We start from the raw sequence: 17,526 nt of genomic DNA, 5'->3' as shown, positions 1-17,526 counted from the left end.
GCGGAATCTGCCCTGCGCCTTGTGAAGATCAGGCCGTGCCGGGGTCAAGTCTGGGTCAGAGCGGACGCCGCAGACCGGTTCCGGCGCGCGCGCTCCCGAAACTCACGAAGGTGAGGATTCTCCATGTGAGCGACTGCTTCCTGCCTCGGCTCGGCGGGATCGAGGTCCAGGTGGACGAACTGGCGGCGGCGCAGCGCGCGGACGGGCACGAGGTGGCGGTGGTGACCGCGACCCCCGGACCGGACTTCGCGGGCCTGCTGCGGGTAGGTCCCCGGGTCCCGTGGGGCCTGCCCGTCGGCGGTTCGCTGCGGCCGGTCCTGGAGGAGCTGAAGCCCGACGTGCTGCACATCCACGCGGGCGTCGTGTCGCCGTTCGCGTGGCGGGCCCTGGCGACGTGCCGGGACGTGCCCGCCGTCGTCACCGTGCACAGCCTGTGGGGACGGCCCACGGGGCTCGCCTACCGGCGGCTCATCGGCCCCGACGTGGCGGTCACCGCGGTCAGCGAGGCGGCCGCCCGGCCGATCCGCCGCGCGCTGGGCGCCGACGTGCGGGTGGTCCCGAACGGCATCGACACCGCGCCGTGGCGGGCGATCCGGCCGTGGCTGCCGACCGGCGCCGTGCACGTGGTCGCGGTCGGCAGGCTCGCCCCGCGCAAGGAGCCGTTCACGCTGCTCAAGGTGCTGCGCGAGGCGGGCAGGCGCGTTCCGATCCGGGCGACGATCGTAGGCGACGGCCCCGCCGCGCGCGGGGTCCGACGCTTCCTGCGCGAGCACCGTATGGCGCACTGGGTGCGGGTCACCGGCCGGCTCGACCGGTCGGAGGTGCGCGAGGTGCTCGCCTCCGCCGACGTGTTCGTGGCGCCCGCCCGGCGTGAGTCCTTCGGGCTCGCGGCCCTGGAGGCGCGGCTCGCGGGGGTGCCCGTCATCGCGCACGCGGGCTCGGGCGTCGCCGACTTCGTCGCGCCCGAGCGCGAGGGGCTGCTCGCCGGGTCGGTCAAGGAGCTGACCGAGGCGCTGATCCGGCTCACCACCGACCACGAGCTGCGGCACCGCATCGCCGCGCACAACGGCGCCACGGTGCCCGAGCGCTGCACCTGGCCCGCGGTCCTCGCGGCGTTCGACGCGCTCTACGAGAGCCGCAGAGCCGCCGCGCCCACGAACCGCCCCGAGCACGCGCGGATGCCGGAGCAGGACTACGCGGCCCACAGCGCGGTTCCGGCGGACCGTCCCGAGGACGCGCGGGTACCGGGGCCGCAGGAGCCGGACCTGGACGAGGTCGTTCCGCCGGGCGTCCCGCGGACCGGCCGCCCCGAGGACGGCGAGGGCCCGCCGGCGCCCGGCGGACGGGGGCCTCAGACGCCGAGCACCGACCGCGCCCACTTGTAGTCGGACTTGCCGACCGCGGTCCGCTGCACCTCACCGACGATCTGGAGCTGGCGCGGCATCTTGTAGCCGGCGATCCGGTCGCGGCAGTGCGCCACGATCTCCTCGAGGGTCAGGCCCTCGTGGCCCGGCGAGACCGCCACGACCGCGGCGACGCGCTGGCCGAAGCGCTCGTCGGGCACGCCCACCACGACGACGTCGTAGACGCCCGGGTGCTCCTTGACGGCGACCTCGACCTCTTCGGGGTAGACCTTCTCGCCGCCGGTGTTGATCACCAGGGAGCCCCTGCCGAGCAGGACGACCGAGCCGTCCTGCTCCAGGCTGGCGAAGTCGCCCGGCACCGACCAGCGCACGCCGTTCTCGTCGGTGAAGAACGTGGTGGCGGTCTTGGCCGGGTCGTTGTAGTAGCCGAGCGGGATGTGGCCGGTGCGCGCGAGCTTGCCGATCTCGCCGGGCTTGACCGGCTTGAGGTCGTCGTCGAGGACGGTGATGCCCTCCTTCATCATGAAGCGCGCGGTGCCCTCCTTGCCTGCGACGGCGGGGCCGCAGGCGCCGGTCTCGGAGGCGCCGTAGTTGTCGAGGAACATGCCGGTCGCGAGGTGCTGGCCGAGGGCCGCCTTGGCCACGTCGGTGAGGGGGGCGCCGCCGGAGCCGATGGCGAGGAGGCTGGAGATGTCGTGGCCGCCCTTGTCGAGCTCGGCGGCGAGCGGCCTGCCCATGACGTCGCCGACGATCATGAGCACGTTGGCGCCCTCGTCCTTGACGATGCCCAGCACCTTCGCCGGGTCGAAGGAGTGGTCGTTCAGCAGGACGAGCCGGTTGCCGCTGAGCAGCGACATCATCGCCACCCACTGGCCCGCGCCGTGCATGACGGGGGCGCAGTTGAGCACCGTCGCGCCGGGCGCCGCCACGCGCTCCTGGATCTCCTCGGGCGTGCCGATCGGGTCGCCGAGGGAGTTCCCGCCGCCCATCGCGCCGAAGAAGATGTCCTCCGACCGCCACTCGACGCCCTTGGGGTAGCCGGTGGTTCCGCCGGTGTAGATGATGTAGCGGTCGTCGTTGGAGCGCGCGGGAAAGTCGTCGTCTCCGGACTGCGCGGCCAGGGCCTCCTCGTAGCCGACGGCGTCGGGGATCTCCTGGTCGCCGCCGTCCTCCAGCACCACCACGTGCCGCAGCAGCGGGAGCTGGGCGCGGTCGAGCCGGGCCAGCAGCGAGCGCTCCCCGACGACCGCGACGGACCGGGAGTCGGTGAGCACGTGGTGCAGTTCGCCCGCGACGTACCGGTAGTTCACCGGGATCGGCACCGCGCGGATCTTGAAGGCGCCGAAGAAGGTCTCCAGCCACTCGGCCCGGTTCCACGAAAGGATCGCGACGTGGTCGCCGGGACCCACGCCCTGGGCGGCGAGGTGGTGGGCGATCTTGGACGCGCGGGCGTTCAGCCCCCCGTAGGTGAGCCGGACGTCTCCGGCCACCAGGGCCTCCCGGTCGGGTGCCGCGGCTTTCGCCAGCAGCTCTAGAAGATCAGCCAGGTTGTACGTGGACATGGGTCTCCTCCCGGGGGTGATCGCGCGAGACGTGCGGCCATCCTCGTTTCGATTGGGTTAACCGGCAATACCCCCCATCACCCCCACAACGAGATTCGAATCACAATTCGGACTCGCTACCAGGGCGCTGAGCTGGGGTCTAGTGCGGAAAGGACGGAACCCCGACCCGTACCCCTTAACGGCGCTCTTATGGACCAGTGGGCAGGGTAGATAACGATTCAGCAACCAGCTAGCAGGGGGCCATGACGTGAGCACACCGGTTGCCTGGACGCCGCCGAGTTGGGAACAGATCGTCACCGAGCACTCCGGCCGAGTGTTCCGGTTGGCCTACCGGCTGACCGGCAACAGGCACGACGCCGAAGACCTCACCCAGGACGTCTTCGTCCGGGTCTTCCGATCCCTGTCGTCCTACACCCCGGGCACCTTCGAAGGCTGGCTGCACCGGATCACCACGAACCTCTTCCTCGACGGCGCCCGCCGCCGCCAGCGCATCCGTTTCGACGCCCTCTCCGACGAGGCGGCCGCCCGGCTGCGCAGCGGAGAGCGCGGCCCCGCCCAGATCATCGACGACGCCGCGCTCGACCCCGACGTGCAGAGCGCGCTGGACTCCCTCGCACCCGAATACCGCGTGGCCGTCGTCCTGTGCGACATCGAGGGCCTCACCTACGAGGAGATCGCCGCCACCCTGGACGTCAAGCTCGGCACCGTCCGCAGCCGCATCCACCGCGGCCGGGCCCAGCTGCGCATGGCGCTGGAGCACCGCAAGCCACGCGCCGCCGAGCAGGACCGCGCGATCCCCGCGGGGGTCTGAGCCCCGGTCCGCCCGGCCCGCCGGGCCGTGCGGTTCCGGCCGAAGGTTAGGGACGGCCGGAACCTGCCGCTAGCCCGACCATGGGGTGTGTCCTAGCGGAGACAGGTGGGTTTCTCCGGGGTTTCTTGTGATCGGCCGCCTATGACCACCCGGTCTTGGCCGGTTATGTTCCCTCCCATGGACATGGTCTTCGCTCGGCGCGGGTCAGGCCCGCCGCTCGTCGTCCTGTGCGGCACGGGGTCCCGCGGCCGCGCCTGGGAGCCGGTCATCGGCATCCTCGCGGCCGAACGGGAGGTCCTCCTCGCCACCGTCCCGCCCGGCGACCTCGACGCCACCACCACCGCCCTCGCCCTCGCGATCACCGGCCTCGACCGCCCGCACATCGCGGGCTGGGGCTTCGGCGGGCTCGTCGCCCTGGAGGCCGCGGAGCGCGGCATCGTCTCCTCCGCGACCGCCATCGCCCCCACCGGGTTCGCCGAGGCGTCCCGGTCCTCGCTCCTCCTGGCCGCCGCCCGGCGCTGCGCGGCCCTGCCCGGCATGCTGCTGGAGCGGCTGGTCGCCCCGCCCGTCACCGGATCGCTGCCCTACCGCGCCGGGTTCGGCGGGCCCCCTCCGGTGCCCGACGACGGCTCCGCCTTCACCGGCGACCTCGCCGACGTGCCCGTCACCCTGGCCTGGGGCACCCGGCGCGGCGGCGGCGCCCCCACCTGTGCCCGCTCGGCCCACGCGCGGCTCCCCCATGTCACGCACCTGCGGCTGCCCGGCTGCGGCCGGATCCCCATGGCCGACGCCCCGCGCATGGTCGCCGAAGTGATCCTCACCGCCACGGCGGCCGCCGAGCGGCAGCGGGTGGCGATCGCGGGCTAGAACCGCGCGATCGGCAGCCGGAGGACGAAGCAGGCGCCGCGGACGGTGTCCTCGGCCGCGAGATCGCCGCCATGGGAGCGCGCGATGTCGCGGGCGATGGCCAGGCCGAGTCCCGTGCCGCCCGCGTTCCTGCTGCGGGCGGTGTCCAGCCGGGAGAAGCGGGCGAAGATGCGCTCGCGGTCCTCCGGCGGGATGCCCGGTCCGTTGTCGCACACCTTCATGACCGCCTCGGCCCCCTCGCGGCGCACCGACACGGTGATGTCCCCGCCGCCGTAGCGCTCGGCGTTGTCGAGCAGGTTGCCGTAGAGCCGGGCGAACTGGAATCGCACCCCGTGCACCCGCACCCCGTCCTGGGCGTTCACCTCGACGCCCTTGCGCGACTCCAGGCGGGCCAGCTCCCCGAGGTCGAAGTCCTCGGCGACGGATGTGCCCGCGCCGAGCTGGGACAGCAACAGCAGGTCGGTGATGATCGCCTCGAGCCGGTCGGTGTCGCGCAGCGCGGCCTTGGCCACGTCCTGCCAGTCGGCGTCCTCGGGGTGCAGGAGCGCGCCCTCGAGGTTGGCGCGCAGCCCCGCGATGGGGGTGCGCAGCTCGTGCGAGGCGTCGGAGGCGAACTGGCGCTGGCGGTCCACCGCCCGCTCCAGCCGCTCCAGGGTCGCGTTGGACGTCCTGGCCAGCCGCACGATCTCGTCGTCCCCGTTCGGGACGGGCACCCGCCGGTGCAGGTCGGACGCGCTGATCTCCGCGAGCTGCCGCCGGATCGCCTCGATCGGCCCGAGCGTCCGCCCGACGATCACCCAGGTGGCCCAGGCCGTGAGGGCGGACAGGCCCACGACGCCGAGGCCGATGAGGAAATTGAGGCCGATACCGGTCATCGCGCTGGGCAGCGGCACCGCCGCCACCACGAAGTCGGAGTCGCTGTAGATGGTCGTGCGGAGCGCCACCACCTCGGCGCAGGGCGCAGCGGGCGGGCACTCCAGCCGCTGGGCCATCCGGTTCTCCGAGGGAGGGCGGAGCTGGCTGAGCGGGGGCTTGTTGCGGGCGTCGGCGGTCCCGGCGATGACCTTTCCGCTCTCGTCGATGACCTGGATGAGGTGGACGCCGGCCGCGGACGGGATCGGGTCGGTGAGCCGGTCCGCCCGGACATCCGCCGAGACCCGGCGCGCGGCGCGCTCGGCCGCCTCGACGATCTGGGTCTGGATGTTGCGCCGGAACAGACTGGTGACGCCGATCGCGAGCAGGCTGAAGACCAGGCCGGACAGCAGCGCGGCCACCACGGTGTCGCGCGCCCTGATGGAGCGCGGCCACCACCTCATGCGCACCCCCGATGCCCTGCCCCCGACGACCGCGGCGCCCCGCCGCGGCGACCCGATCCCGATCCTTGACTCCGCCCCTGGTGTGCCTACCCGGACGAACGGCCGTCCCAACCCATCGCGTCCCGACCCGTCACGCATGGTGACATCACCGACTGTACTGAATCGATCACGGATATGGGGGCGGGGACGCAGAACGTGGTCCACCTGCTGAGACGGACGGCCGCCCGGTGAACTTTCGATGAGACCTCGCCGCGATGGCCCACGGGGACTGACTCGCCGGGTCAGCATGGCGTTATGCGAATATCGGCGACGGGCGGGGGGTGCGCGGACCATGATCAGGTAACGAACGTTACCAGATTGGAACATCACACCGCAGACCCCCATTCTCCTGGGAAGTCGGTCATATTCTGGCGACCCGGACGACCCCCACCGGAAAGAGCGCGGAAGTTGCCAAGGGCTCGCGACCGATCCTGGCCCTCCCCGGACCTACACTGGCGGTCTGGTGAACCACCAGAGCATGATTTACACCACAATCTCTCAGGTGAAATTGCGTCGTGATCATTGACGTGATCACGACGATCGATCTGCCCCAGGGCGCGCGGGGCCAATGCCGGATGGAGGTCACCGCGTGACAGCAGAAGTGGGCATCCCCTCCCGCACCGGGCGTGCCGGGCGGGGCCCATGGTCGGACATTCCACGCGAACTCGCCGAACACGTTCTGCCGCACCTCGACCTGGTAGCCGAAGAGATCATCAAGGAGATCCGGTTCCAGGTCCGCGAATACTCCAGGGGTGAGGGCCCCTACGCGTCTACCCTCCGCACCGTCGTCGAGCGCGCGCTCACCCACTTCGTCGACCGGGTCGCCCAAGGCGGACCGCACCCCGACCCGGACTTCTTCGAGGCCATCGGCCGCGGCGAGGCCGGCGAGGGCCGCAGTCTCGACCCGCTCCAGGCCGCGATGCGCGTCGGCGGGCTCGTCGCCTGGCGGCGGCTCTCGGAGAACGCCTGGGAACTGGAGCCCCGCGTGATCACCGCGCTGGGCGAGGCGGTCTTCGTCCACCAGGACGACATCGCCCGCCAGGCCGCGGAAGGTTACCGGCTCGCCCAGGCCGACGCCGCGGGCGAGATGCAGCGCCGCCGCCGCAGGCTGCTGGACATGCTGCTGTCCGGCGGCGCCGGCCACGACGCCATCGCCGACCTCGCCGCCGCCGCCCACTGGCCGATGCCCCGCACCGTCGCGGCCGTCGCCCTCGACATCCGCCACCAGGACACCCGTCCGCCCGCGTTCCCGCCGGACGTGCTGGTCGACCTCGGCCGCACCCAGCCGTCCCTGCTCATCCCCGACCCCGACGGGCCAGGGCGCAACCAGCTCGTCGACCGCGCCCTCTCGGACTGCTCAGGCGTCATCGGCCCGACCGTCCCGGTCACCGAGGCCGCCCACTCGATGCGGCTCGCCCGCGCCATGCTCCAGCTCGGCCAGCGCGGCGTCATCGACGCGGAAGGCGTCGTGCGGTGCGTCGACCACATGTCCACGCTCATCCTGTTCCAGGACGAGCAGCTGCTGAAGTCGCTCGCCGAACTGCGCCTGGCCCCCCTCGCGCACCTGCGCAGCAGCCAGCAGGACAGGCTCGCCGAGACGCTCCTGGCCTGGCTCCAGTCCGGCCGGAACGCCAACGAGGTGGCGATGCGGCTGCATGTCCACCCGCAGACCGTCCGTTACCGCCTCCGCCAGCTCGAGGAGCTGTTCGGCGACCAGCTCCTCGACCCCGATCTCCGGTTCGACCTGGAGATCGTGCTGCGGGCCCGCAGGCTCCAGCAGTCCGTCGCGCCGGTCCCGACCGCGCCCGACCAGGCGGTCGCGGGTGAGGTCATCAGCCTCCGCCGCGTCTAGCCGCCGGAACACGCCGAACGACGAAGGCCACCGCTCATCGCGGTGGCCTTCGTCGTCTCTCTCCCCCATGCCCTCGGAAGGGTCCCCGGTCCGCGGGGAGGGTCAGCGCTGGAAGAACTCCTCGTCGGGGCGGGTGCCGATGCCGATGGTGAGGCGGTTGGTGTAGTTGAAGAAGGACGTGACCTCGATGACCTCGACGATCTGCTCGTCGGTGAGGCCGTGGTCGCGCAGGCCCAGGACGTCGGTGTCGTTGACGTGCGACGGGTTCACGGTGAGCTTGACCGCCAGGTCCACGATCGCCTGCTCGCGCGGGCCGAACCCGATGATGTGGTGGTCGTCGGCGATCCGGTGGGCCAGCTCGCGGTCCTTGAGGGCGGCGGCGAGGCCGGCGCGGTGGTTGGCCTTGCAGTAACCGCAGCCGTTCTCGTGCGAGACGACGACGGAGATGAGCTCCCGCTCCTGGATGGTGAGCGTGCCCCCGTTCGGGTCCCACAGCGAGTGGTAGAAGGTCAGCAGCCGCTTGAGGGTCTCCGTGTTGTGGGCGTAGCTGTTCAGGTAGTTGGGGACGCGGCCCTGCTTCTTCTCCGCGTCGACGAAGAGCTCCTCGACGTCCGCGGGGAACTTCGACCGGTCCGGGGTCCCGAACCGGGACAGGCGGGGCTCGGCTACTTCGAACGTCATGACTGACTTTCTCCTTGCTGCTGTTCCCATCTTCCCTACCGATAATGTAGGAATGAAGGGGAACTTGGCAAGTATGTAGCTATAACCACAGAAGGTGACGAACTATGACAACCCAGACGGCAGTGGCCGCGCCGCCCGCGCTCACCGACGAGACCGCCCCCGTGGTCGCCGCCGAGGTCGCCGACCGCGTCCGTCCCGGATCCGCGGAACGCGACAGGGAAGCCCGGCATCCCGCGGCCGAACTCGCCGACCTCGCCGCGACCGGACTGCTCGGCATCGCCGTCCCCGCGGCCTACGGCGGCGGCGGGGTACGGCCCGGCACCGTCGCGGAGGTCTTCCGGCTCCTCGCGGTGGGCGACGCGGCGGTCTCTCAGCTCCTGCTCTCGCACTTCGTGCTCGTCGAACTCCTCAAGGCCGCGGGCTCGGACGCGCAGAAGGAGTTCTTCTTCGGCGAGGCGGTCCGGGGCGTCCGGTTCGGCAACGCCACGGCCGAGCGCGGCACCAAGCACATCTTCGACCGGAAGACCGCGCTCACCGCGGACCCGGACGGCGGCCACCTGCTGAACGGGCAGAAGTTCTACACCACCGGCGCGCTCGCCTCGGGCTGGATCGGCGTGGCGGCCTCGACCGACGGTGACCAGTCCCAGCCCGTCCTCGCCTTCGTCCGCCCCGACGACGAGGGCGTCGAGTTCGCCGACGACTGGACGGCCTTCGGCCAGCGCCCGACCGCCAGCGGTTCGATCACCTTCACCGACGTGCGCGTCCCGGCCGACCGGGTCCTCGTGCTCGGCCCCGTCCCGGCCGACCCGCCGCCGCAGACCCTCGGCGCCTACGACCAGATCCTGCACGCCGCGATCGACGTCGGCATCGGCCGCGCCGCGCTGGAGGACGGCGCCGCGTTCGTCGCCGAGCGCAGCCGCCCCTGGTTCGAGTCCGGCCACGACCGCGCCGCCGACGAGCCGCACACCCTCGTGCACTTCGGCAGGCTCACCACCCGCCTCCACGCCCTCGAGGCCCTGTTCGCCCGCGCCGGCGCCGTCCTCGACGCCGCCTACGCGGCCCCCGAGCTCACCGACGAGAACACCGCCGCCGCCTCACTCGCCGTCGCCGAGGCCAAGGCCTTCGCCCAGGACATCTCCGTCCAGATCGCCACCGACATCCTCGAACTCGCCGGCACCAGCGCCGCCGACTCCCGCCACGGCCTCGACCGCCACTGGCGCAACGTCCGCGTCCACTCCCTCCACGACCCCGCCCGCTGGAAGCACCACCACATCGGCAACCACCTCCTCAACGCCGTGAACCCCCCGCGCTACCCCCTCCTCTGACCCGCGAAACGGCCCTCGTCCGGGAGACCGGGACGAGGGCCGTCGGCGTTCGTCCGCGCTCGGCGCCCGTCCGCGGCATTCCGGACGGGGCGGCGCGGGGAATCACGAGCGGTAGAGGTTGATCTTGTCTTCGCCGATCTTCTCGCGCAGTTCGCGGTCGTCGATGCCGAGCCCCTCGGAGGGGGCGGCGCACAGGAGGGCGACCTTGCCGGTGTGCTGGTTGGTCTGGACGGCGCGGGTGGCGTCGGCGGCCGTGTCGAGGTCGAAGACGCTCGACAGGGTGGGGTGGATCATGCCAAGGCTGATGAGGCGGTTGGTCTGGACGGCCTCGTGGTAGTTGAAGCCGTGCGAGCCGATGATGCTCTTCAGGCGCATCCACAGGAAGCGGTTGTCGTACTCGTGCCGGTAACCCGTCGAGGAGCCGCAGGTGACGATCTTGCCGCCGCGCTTCGCGACGTAGACCGAGGTGCCGAAGGTCTCGGCGCCCAGGTACTCGAAGACGATCTGGGGGTCCTCGCCGACGAGCGAGCGGATCGCCTCACCGAGGATCCGGCCCGCCTTGCGGTTGCGGAAGCCCTCCGGGCCGAGACCGAGCTCGTTGCGGTTGATGACGTGCTCGGTGCCCTGGCGGCGGACCAGGGCGGCCTTGTCCTCGGAGCCGACGACCGCGACGGGGATGCCGCCGCCGTTCTTGACGAGCTGGGTCGCGTACGAGCCGAGGCCGCCGGTGCCGCCCCAGACCAGGACGACGTCGCCCTGCTTCATCTGGGCGCCGTGCGAGCCGACGAGCATGCGGTAGGCGGTCGCCGCGCACAGGGTGCTCGCCGCCGACTCCTCCCACGACAGGTGGGCGGGCTTCTTGATGAGCTGGTTGGCCTTGACGACGCAGTACTCGGCGAGCGAGCCGAAGTTGGTCTCGAAACCCCACGCGAGCTGTGACTCGGTCATCATGCCGTCGTCGTAGGAGGCGTGGTCCTCCTCGTCGACGTAGGCCGGGGAGATGACGACCTTGTCGCCGACCTTCCAGTTCTTCACGCCGATGCCGGTGCGCACGACGACGCCGGAGCCGTCGGAGCCGAGGATGTGGTACGGCAGGTCGTGCCGGGCTCCGCCCGGGCCGGACCGGCCGAACTTCTCCAGGAAGGCGAAGGTCGGGACGGGCTCGAAGATGGCCGACCAGACGGTGTTGAAGTTGATGGCCGCCGACATCACGGCGACGACGCACTCGTCCGGCGCGATCTCCGGCATCGCGACCTCGCCGACGTGCAGGGACTTGCGCACGTCCTTGTCGGTCTGGCCCTCGAAGATCCCGACCTCGTCGCGCAGGGTGTACGCCGCCCGGAACGACTCCGGAAGGTCGGTGTTGAGCAGCTCCTCGGGGGAGGCGCCGTTGATCACGGCCTGGAGCAGGTCAGACATGTGGTTTTCCTCTGGTGGGCGCGCGCCGTGTACTAGTGGGCCAGTTCACCGGCCAGATGCGCCGCGATGAGATGTACACCGGGCGGGTCCAGCAGGTTGAGGTGGTGCGTCCCGGTGACCTCGACGATCTCCAGCGCAGGGCAGAGCGGCCCGAGCCCGTTGGTCTCGTCGAGATCGACGTAACGGGCGTCCTGGACGGCCCACGGGGTGGGCAGGGGCGCCTTGTAGAGGATCACCCGTCCCTCGTAGGGCTTGTAGGCGTACCTCTCCAGCGTCCGGGTGTCCTGGTGCGAGGTGAGCTGGTGGTGCAGTACGGCGGGCGGCAGGGACGCCATCACGGGTGCGGCCCGTTCGGCGACGAGGGCGAACATCTCGTCCTCGGTCTTCCCGGCGAGCTCCGCGTACTCCAGGTTCACCTCCGTCCCGTACGTCTCGGTCAGGTAGGCGGCGAATCCGGCGAACCTCTTGGCGAGGTTGTCGGCGTCGTCGTCGGTGGGCAGCGGGACGCCGCCGTCGAACAGCGCGACGAACTCGACCTCGTGCCCGGCGGCGGTGAGCTGCCGTGCGGTCTCGTAGGCGAGGGTCGCGCCGAACGACCAGCCTCCGAGCCGGTAGGGGCCGGACGGCTGGGTCTTGAGGATGTGCTCGACATAGCGCGCGGCGCGTTCTTCGACGCTGGGGGCGTCCTCCCAGCGTTCGAGCCCGTAGAACGGCTGCGCGGCACCGATGAGGGCGGCGAGCTGCTGGTAGCAGCCGGTGGTGCCGCCCGCGGGGTGCGCGGCGAAGAAGGGCCGGCCCGCGCCGAGCGGCTGGAGGGGCCGCACGGTCTGCCTGGCCGCCTCGTCCTCGACCGCCCGGATGACGTCGGCGACGCCCTGGGCGGTCGGTTCGGCGAAGAGCGCGGCCCGGTCGAGCGTGGTGTGGAGTTCCGCCTGAAGGGTCCGGTGGACGAGATCGGCCTGGTGCTCTTGGCCGCCGAGCGCGAAGAAGTCGTCGACGACGCTGACGCGGGCCAGCCCGAGCTGTTCCTCGAAGAGGCGGGCGACGAGGCGTTCGGCGGCGTCGCGGGGCATCACGTAAGCGCTGTCGTCGGCTCCCGGCGCGGCCGCGGCGCCGCCGAGCCCGAGTTCGCCCGCGGCCCACTCCTCGAAGACGTTCACGCTGGCGCCCTGGAGGAGGACGGCGGGCGGGACGGTCAGGCCGAGGTCGTGTTCGATGGCGCTCTTGATCCGGATGGCGACCAGGGAGTCGAGGCCGAGTTCGGTGAGCGGGATCGCCGGGTCGAGGCGGCCCGCGTCGAAACCGAGGATCGCCGAGACGCGGGTGAGCACCCGGGTGCGCAGGGCGGTGCGGGCGGCGTCGGGGTCGAGGGCGCGCAGGCCGTCGGGGCCCGGCCAGTCGTCGGTGTCGGCGGCCTGGCCCGCGGCCTCGACGAGCGCGGCGTAGAAGGGCATCCGGCGGATCTCGGGGAAGAGCTCGACGGCCTTGGCGGCGTCGAACCGCAGGACGCCGGTGGCCGGCCGGTCGAAGGCGAGGAGCGCCTCGAGGGCCTCTACGCCTTCGGCGGGCGTCAGCGGTTCGATGACGGTGACACCGGCCTCGGTGGCGCCGCCGACCTCGGCCCAGGTGCCCCAGTTCACGGTGGTCGCGGCCCGCCCGTGGGCGCGGCGGTAGGCGACGAGGGAGTCCAGCGCGGCGTTGGCGGCGGCGTAGGAGCCCTGTCCCGGCGAGCCGAGCAGGGCGGCGGCCGAGGAGTGCATGAGGAAGAAGTCGAGGTCTTCGGGGACCGCCTCGTGCAGCCGCCACGCGCCCGCGACCTTGGCCGTCCACACCCTGTGCAGATCCTCTGGGCCCACCTCCGCGAACAGCCGATCGGCCATCGCGGCGGCGCCGTGCACGACCCCGCGCAGGCGCGTCCCGCCCTCGGTCGCGGCGGCGACGAGCCGGGCCGCGACGCCCTCAGAGGCGACGTCCCCGAGCACGACGGCCACCTCGGCGCCGGTCGCGCGCAGCCGGGCGATCTCCGCCTCGGCCTCGGCGTTCGGCCCCGAGCGCCCGGAGAGCACGATCCGGCCGGCACCGCGTTCGGCGAGCAGCCGGGCGGTGACCAGGCCGATGCCGCCGTAGCCGCCGGTGATGATGTACGCGCCGCCCTTGCGGACCGCCTTGCGCGGCTTGCCTTCGGGCAGGGACGCGGCGGCGAGGCGGGCGCTGTAGCGGCGGCCGGAACGGTAGGCGATCTCGGTGTCGGTGGTCCCCGCGGCGATCTCCCGGCTCAGCACGTCTTCCGCGGTGTCCGCGACGTCGAGATCCAGGTGGGTGGCGCGCAGGCCGGGCTGCTCGAACCCGAGAACGCGGACCAGCGCGGGCAGGAAGCCCTGGCCGGGGCGGCCCGCCTCGCCGGCCAGGACGGGCCTGGCCCCGTGCGTCACGAGCCAGAGGCGCTGCGCGGTCATCGCCCGGACCGCCCCGGCGACGGCGAGGACCAGCGCCTCGTCGGCGAGGTCGGCGGGCGGGACGAGGGCGACGTGCCGGGTGTCCGCGGTGATCTGGGCCCGGATCGCCGCCTCGGCGTCGGCCCAGTCGATCCCCGTGACGGTGACGAGCCCGTCGGCCTCGCCGTCGGACTCGTCGAGCGGGATCTCGGTCCAGACCGCCTCGACGAGCTTGGCCGACAGCGGCACGGGCACGTCGCGCCGGGCGAGGGTGACGCCGGAGGCGACGAGCAGGGGGTTGCCGTCCTCGTCGGCGAGAAGTATCTCGCCTGTGGCGGCGGCCCCGGTACGGGTCACCGAAGTCCGGCACAGGCCGCCCCGGTGGGTGGGCCCGTAGACGCGAAGCTCTCCAATGGCCTCGACGACGAACCCGTCTTCACCGGTCTCGGCGACGAGCTGCTTCAGGCACCGGTCGAAGACCTCGGGGTGCAGCCGGTAGTGGCGGCTCCCCTTCGTCGCGCCCGTCACCGCGGCCCATCCTGCTACGTCGGCCTTATCGGGGGCTTCCGCGACCTCGTCCGCGGGGACGGTCTCCGCGGTCGCCAGGGAGGCCCACACACCCGCGGGAGTGCGGACGTGGACGGCGACCAGGCCGTCGGCGTCAAGGGTCGTGCTCAGCTCCGCCTCGCCGTCGACGGCGTGCAGGCGGCCGAGTTCAAGCGCGCGCACGGCAACGCCGTTGAGATCCGCGCCGTTGAGATCCGCGCCGCCGAGATCCGCGCCGCCGAACTCCGCGCCCGCGGCGAGTGCCATCTCGGCGAGCGGGGCGGCCGAAAGATACGGGCCGTCCCACGCCGCCTTGCCCTGCCAGGCGTGCCTGTCCTCGCCGGGCAGCTCGACGTGCGCGCCGAGCAGCGGGTGCGTGTCGGAGCCCGCGACGCGCCGGGTGCCGTCCATCCAGTACCGCTCGTGCCGCCACGGCGCGCGCGGCAGCGTGACGAGCCCTCCGTCGCGCGGCCCGGTGACCGGGTGCCCGTGCACGGCGAGGGTCGCGAGCTGCGCGTGGAAGGTGAGGGTGTCGTCGGTCTCCTGGCCCTTGGGGGCGCGCTTGAGCGAGTGCAGCACCTGCGCGCCGGAGCCGTCCAGGGTCTCCCCGACGGCCATCGCCAGGATCGGGTGCGCGTTCAGCTCGATGAAGGTCCGGTGGCCGTCCTGCGCGGCCGCGGTGACGGCGTCGGCGAGCCGGACGGGGTTGCGGAGGTTCGCGGCCCAGTACTCGGCGTCGAGCGGCGCGGAGCCGTCGAAGAGCTTGCGCGGGTCCTCCAGCGCGGTGGTGTACATCGGCACCTCGCCGACGCGCGGCGCCAGCTCGGCGAGCTGGGCGCGCAGGTCGGGCAGCAGCGGGTCGACCTGCGGGGAGTGCCCCGCGCCTTCGGCCTTGACCTGCCGGGCGAGGTACCCCCGGCCGGACGCCCACGCGAGCACCGCCTCGATCGCGTCCGCCTCACCCGTCACCACGGTCTGCTTCGGCGACGACAGCACGGCCGGGTGCACGGTGGGCCCGTCGTACTCCTGGAGTTCGTTCTGGCCGCAGCCGACCACGGCCATCCCGCCGCCGCCGACGAGCGCGGTCATCAGCTTCGAGCGGCGCACGATCACCTTGACGCCGTCGGCGAGGGTGAGCGCCCCGGAGACGACCGCCGCGGCGACCTCGCCCATCGAGTGCCCGATGACGGCGGAAGGCTCGACCCCGTAGGAGCGCCAAACGCGGGCCAGGCCGACCTGGACGGCGAAGAGCACCGGCATGATCTCGTCGGGCCCCTCGGGCATCCTGCCCTCTTCGAGGAGGTTCCAGAGGTCGAGCCCGGCCTCTTCGGCGAACAACCCGTCGAGGTCGTCGATGGCCTCCGCGAACGCCGACTCCTCGGCGAGCAGAGACTGCGCCATGCCTGCGCGCTGGGCGCCGTACCCGGAGAACACGAAGACGGGCCGGGACGCGGTGCTGACGGCGGTCCCGGTGACGACGGCGGGGCTGGGGGTTCCGTCGGCGAGCGCGGTGAGCCCGGCACGCAGGCCGTCGAGGTCGCGCGCGACGACCGCGGCACGCGCCCTGCCGCGCGGGTCGCGCCTGCGCAGGGTCGCCGAGACGTCGGGAAGGGCCGCCGAGTCGTCCAGGGCGTCCAGCAGGGCGCGGGCGTAGCCGGGCAGGCGGTCCGCGGCGACGTCGGAGAGCGGGAACATCCGGACCGGGACGGGCTCGGCGGCGACCGGCTCCGGCGCGGGGACCGCTTCAAGTCTGATGTGGGCGTTCGTCCCGCCGAATCCGAAACCGGAGACGCCGGCGCGGCCCGGTCGCGCGTGCTCGGGCCACGGCGTGCATGTGTCGGCGACCTTGAGGTTCAGCTCGCCGAACGGGATGTGCGGGTTGGGCTCGCGGTAGTGCAGCGACGCGGGGATCGTCCCGTGGTGCAGCGCGAGGACCGTCTTGATGAGCCCGGCGGCGCCCGCCGCGGCCTCCATGTGGCCGAGGTTGGACTTCACCGAGCCGAGCAGCAGCGGCTCCGTCCGGTCGCCGCCGAGCACCTCGCCCAGCGCGCGGGCCTCGATCGGGTCGCCGAGGAAGGTGCCGGTGCCGTGCGCCTCGATGTAGTCGACGTCGCGGTCGCCCGCGTACAGGTCGCGCAGCAGGGCCTTCTGGGCGTCGGCGTTGGGCGCGACGAGCCCGTTGGAGCGGCCGTCGGAGTTGACGCCGGTGCCGGTGACGACGGCGAGGACCCGGTCCCCGTCACGCTGGGCGTCGGCGAGCCGCTTGAGGACGAGCACGCCGCAGCCTTCGGCGCGGACCATGCCGTCCGCGGAGGCGTCGAACGCCTTGCACCTGCCGTCGGAGGCGGTGCCTCCCGCGGCGTCGAACGTCATCGTGATGGTCGGCGAGAGCAGCACGTTCACGCCGCCCGCGAGGGCCACGTCGCTGTCGCCGGCGCGCAGGGACTGGACGGCGAGGTGGGTGGACACGAGCGAGGACGAGCAGGCGGTGTCCACGATCATCGAGGGCCCGCGCAGGTCGAGCAGGTAGGACAGCCGGTTCGCGACGATGCTCAGGGCCGCGCCGGTGGCGGTGAACGCCTCGAGGCGGGTGAGGTCGGACGCGGTGAGCCCGGCGTACTCGGGCGCGGACACGCCGATGAACACGCCGGTGCGGGTGCCGCGCAGCCCGGCGGGGGCCAGGCCCGCGTGCTCCAGGGCCTCCCAGGCGACCTCCAGGACCAGCCTCTGCTGGGGGTCCATGACGGCGGCCTCTCGCGGGGTGATGCCGAAGAAACGCGCGTCGAAACCAGCGATATCGTCGAGGAAACCGCCGCGCTTGGTCACGCTCGACAGGAGGTCGGATATCTCCGGGGAACCGTCGTCGAAGGCGTCCCAGCGTCCGTCGGGGACCTCACCGACGGCGTCGCCGCCATCGGTCAGGAACCGCCAGAACTCCTCAGGTCCGTCGATCCCGCCCGGGAAGCGGCAGCCGAGGCCGACCACGGCCACCGCCTCGTCGGCGCGGTGCGCGGACACGACGGGCAGGGGCGCGGCGGGCGCGGGCTCGGCCCCGCTCAGCGCGGCGGCGATGCGGGAGATGGTGGGGTGCTCCCACACCAGGGTCGCGGGCAGTGAGCGGCCCAGCAGCTCCTCGAGTTCGCCGGCGATGGCCACGGCGTCCCTTGAGGCCAGACCGAATTCCTCCAGCGGACGGTCCACATCCACCGCGTCGGGAACCAGGTCCGCGCGGTGTGCTATCTCATGCACGAGGAAGTCTCGGATCTCACCCTGGAGCTGTGAATCCCCGGTGCCTTCGGACATGAGCTC

10 protein-coding genes are annotated in these 17,526 nt (G+C 72.5%); 5 read left to right on the top strand and 5 right to left on the bottom strand.

Annotated elements, in window-relative coordinates; genetic code table 11:
- Positions 1-125 precede the first annotated feature (125 nt).
- Complete coding sequence (locus EDD29_RS43005) at positions 126-1,385, top strand: glycosyltransferase family 4 protein (protein ID WP_246053315.1); 1,260 nt, start codon at positions 126-128, stop codon at positions 1,383-1,385.
- Here the strand turns inward: EDD29_RS43005 and EDD29_RS43000 are convergent.
- Entirely contained in the window at positions 1,352-2,926 is a 1,575-nt protein-coding gene (locus EDD29_RS43000; RefSeq protein WP_123669872.1) for an acyl-CoA synthetase, read from the bottom strand. The two genes, EDD29_RS43005 and EDD29_RS43000, sit on opposite strands and share 34 nt — an antisense overlap.
- Before the next feature lie 247 nt (positions 2,927-3,173).
- Between EDD29_RS43000 and sigE the strand changes: the two genes are divergently transcribed.
- Together sigE and EDD29_RS42990 are read left to right on the top strand one after the other, a co-directional pair.
- Positions 3,174-3,737, top strand: a complete 564-nt coding sequence (gene sigE, locus EDD29_RS42995) for an RNA polymerase sigma factor SigE (RefSeq protein WP_123669871.1) — start codon at positions 3,174-3,176, stop codon at positions 3,735-3,737.
- A gap of 177 nt (positions 3,738-3,914) precedes the next feature.
- Positions 3,915-4,604: an alpha/beta fold hydrolase gene (locus EDD29_RS42990; RefSeq protein ID WP_123669870.1), complete on the top strand. Its 690-nt coding sequence runs from the start codon at positions 3,915-3,917 to the stop codon at positions 4,602-4,604.
- Here EDD29_RS42990 and EDD29_RS42985 read toward each other — a convergent pair.
- On the bottom strand, positions 4,601-5,920 hold the full coding sequence (locus EDD29_RS42985; RefSeq protein ID WP_123669869.1) for a sensor histidine kinase: 1,320 nt from the start codon (positions 5,918-5,920) through the stop codon (positions 4,601-4,603). The genes EDD29_RS42990 and EDD29_RS42985 overlap by 4 nt on opposite strands.
- 628 nt (positions 5,921-6,548) lie before the next feature.
- Between EDD29_RS42985 and EDD29_RS42980 the strand changes: the two genes are divergently transcribed.
- Positions 6,549-7,811 (top strand): PucR family transcriptional regulator, encoded by a 1,263-nt coding sequence (locus EDD29_RS42980; protein WP_246053314.1) that lies wholly within the window; start codon positions 6,549-6,551, stop codon positions 7,809-7,811.
- Positions 7,812-7,913: 102 nt separating this feature from the next.
- Here EDD29_RS42980 and EDD29_RS42975 read toward each other — a convergent pair whose 3' ends face one another.
- Complete coding sequence (locus tag EDD29_RS42975) at positions 7,914-8,492, bottom strand: peroxidase-related enzyme (RefSeq protein WP_170201800.1); 579 nt, start codon at positions 8,490-8,492, stop codon at positions 7,914-7,916.
- Positions 8,493-8,596: 104 nt separating this feature from the next.
- On the opposite strand from EDD29_RS42975, the gene EDD29_RS42970 reads away from it, so the two are divergent.
- Positions 8,597-9,817, top strand: a complete 1,221-nt coding sequence (locus EDD29_RS42970; protein ID WP_123669866.1) for an SfnB family sulfur acquisition oxidoreductase — start codon at positions 8,597-8,599, stop codon at positions 9,815-9,817.
- A 102-nt stretch (positions 9,818-9,919) separates the two neighbouring features.
- Here EDD29_RS42970 and ccrA read toward each other — a convergent pair whose 3' ends face one another.
- Both ccrA and EDD29_RS42960 read right to left on the bottom strand, forming a co-directional pair.
- Complete coding sequence (ccrA, locus tag EDD29_RS42965; protein WP_123669865.1) at positions 9,920-11,236, bottom strand: crotonyl-CoA carboxylase/reductase; 1,317 nt, start codon at positions 11,234-11,236, stop codon at positions 9,920-9,922.
- A gap of 32 nt (positions 11,237-11,268) precedes the next feature.
- Positions 11,269-17,520 carry a type I polyketide synthase gene (locus EDD29_RS42960; RefSeq protein ID WP_246053313.1) on the bottom strand — a complete coding sequence of 2,084 codons (6,252 nt, stop codon included), beginning with the start codon at positions 17,518-17,520 and terminating at the stop codon, positions 11,269-11,271.
- Positions 17,521-17,526: the final 6 nt, after the last annotated feature.

The organism is Actinocorallia herbida, assembly GCF_003751225.1.
Classification (GTDB): Bacteria; Actinomycetota; Actinomycetes; order Streptosporangiales; family Streptosporangiaceae; genus Actinocorallia; species Actinocorallia herbida.
This window is presented reverse-complemented; position numbering and strand designations above follow the sequence as displayed.

Excerpts from the sequence above, each read along its gene's own strand:
- EDD29_RS42960 (WP_246053313.1), bottom strand. The coding sequence starts at position 17,520 with ATGTCCGAAGGCACCGGGGATTCACAGCTCCAGGGTGAGATCCGAGAC.
- EDD29_RS42985 (WP_123669869.1), bottom strand. The coding sequence starts at position 5,920 with ATGAGGTGGTGGCCGCGCTCCATCAGGGCGCGCGACACCGTGGTGGCC.
- EDD29_RS42970 (WP_123669866.1), top strand. The coding sequence starts at position 8,597 with ATGACAACCCAGACGGCAGTGGCCGCGCCGCCCGCGCTCACCGACGAG.
- EDD29_RS43000 (WP_123669872.1), bottom strand. The coding sequence starts at position 2,926 with ATGTCCACGTACAACCTGGCTGATCTTCTAGAGCTGCTGGCGAAAGCC.
- ccrA (WP_123669865.1), bottom strand. The coding sequence starts at position 11,236 with ATGTCTGACCTGCTCCAGGCCGTGATCAACGGCGCCTCCCCCGAGGAG.
- EDD29_RS42975 (WP_170201800.1), bottom strand. The coding sequence starts at position 8,492 with ATGACGTTCGAAGTAGCCGAGCCCCGCCTGTCCCGGTTCGGGACCCCG.
- EDD29_RS42990 (WP_123669870.1), top strand. The coding sequence starts at position 3,915 with ATGGACATGGTCTTCGCTCGGCGCGGGTCAGGCCCGCCGCTCGTCGTC.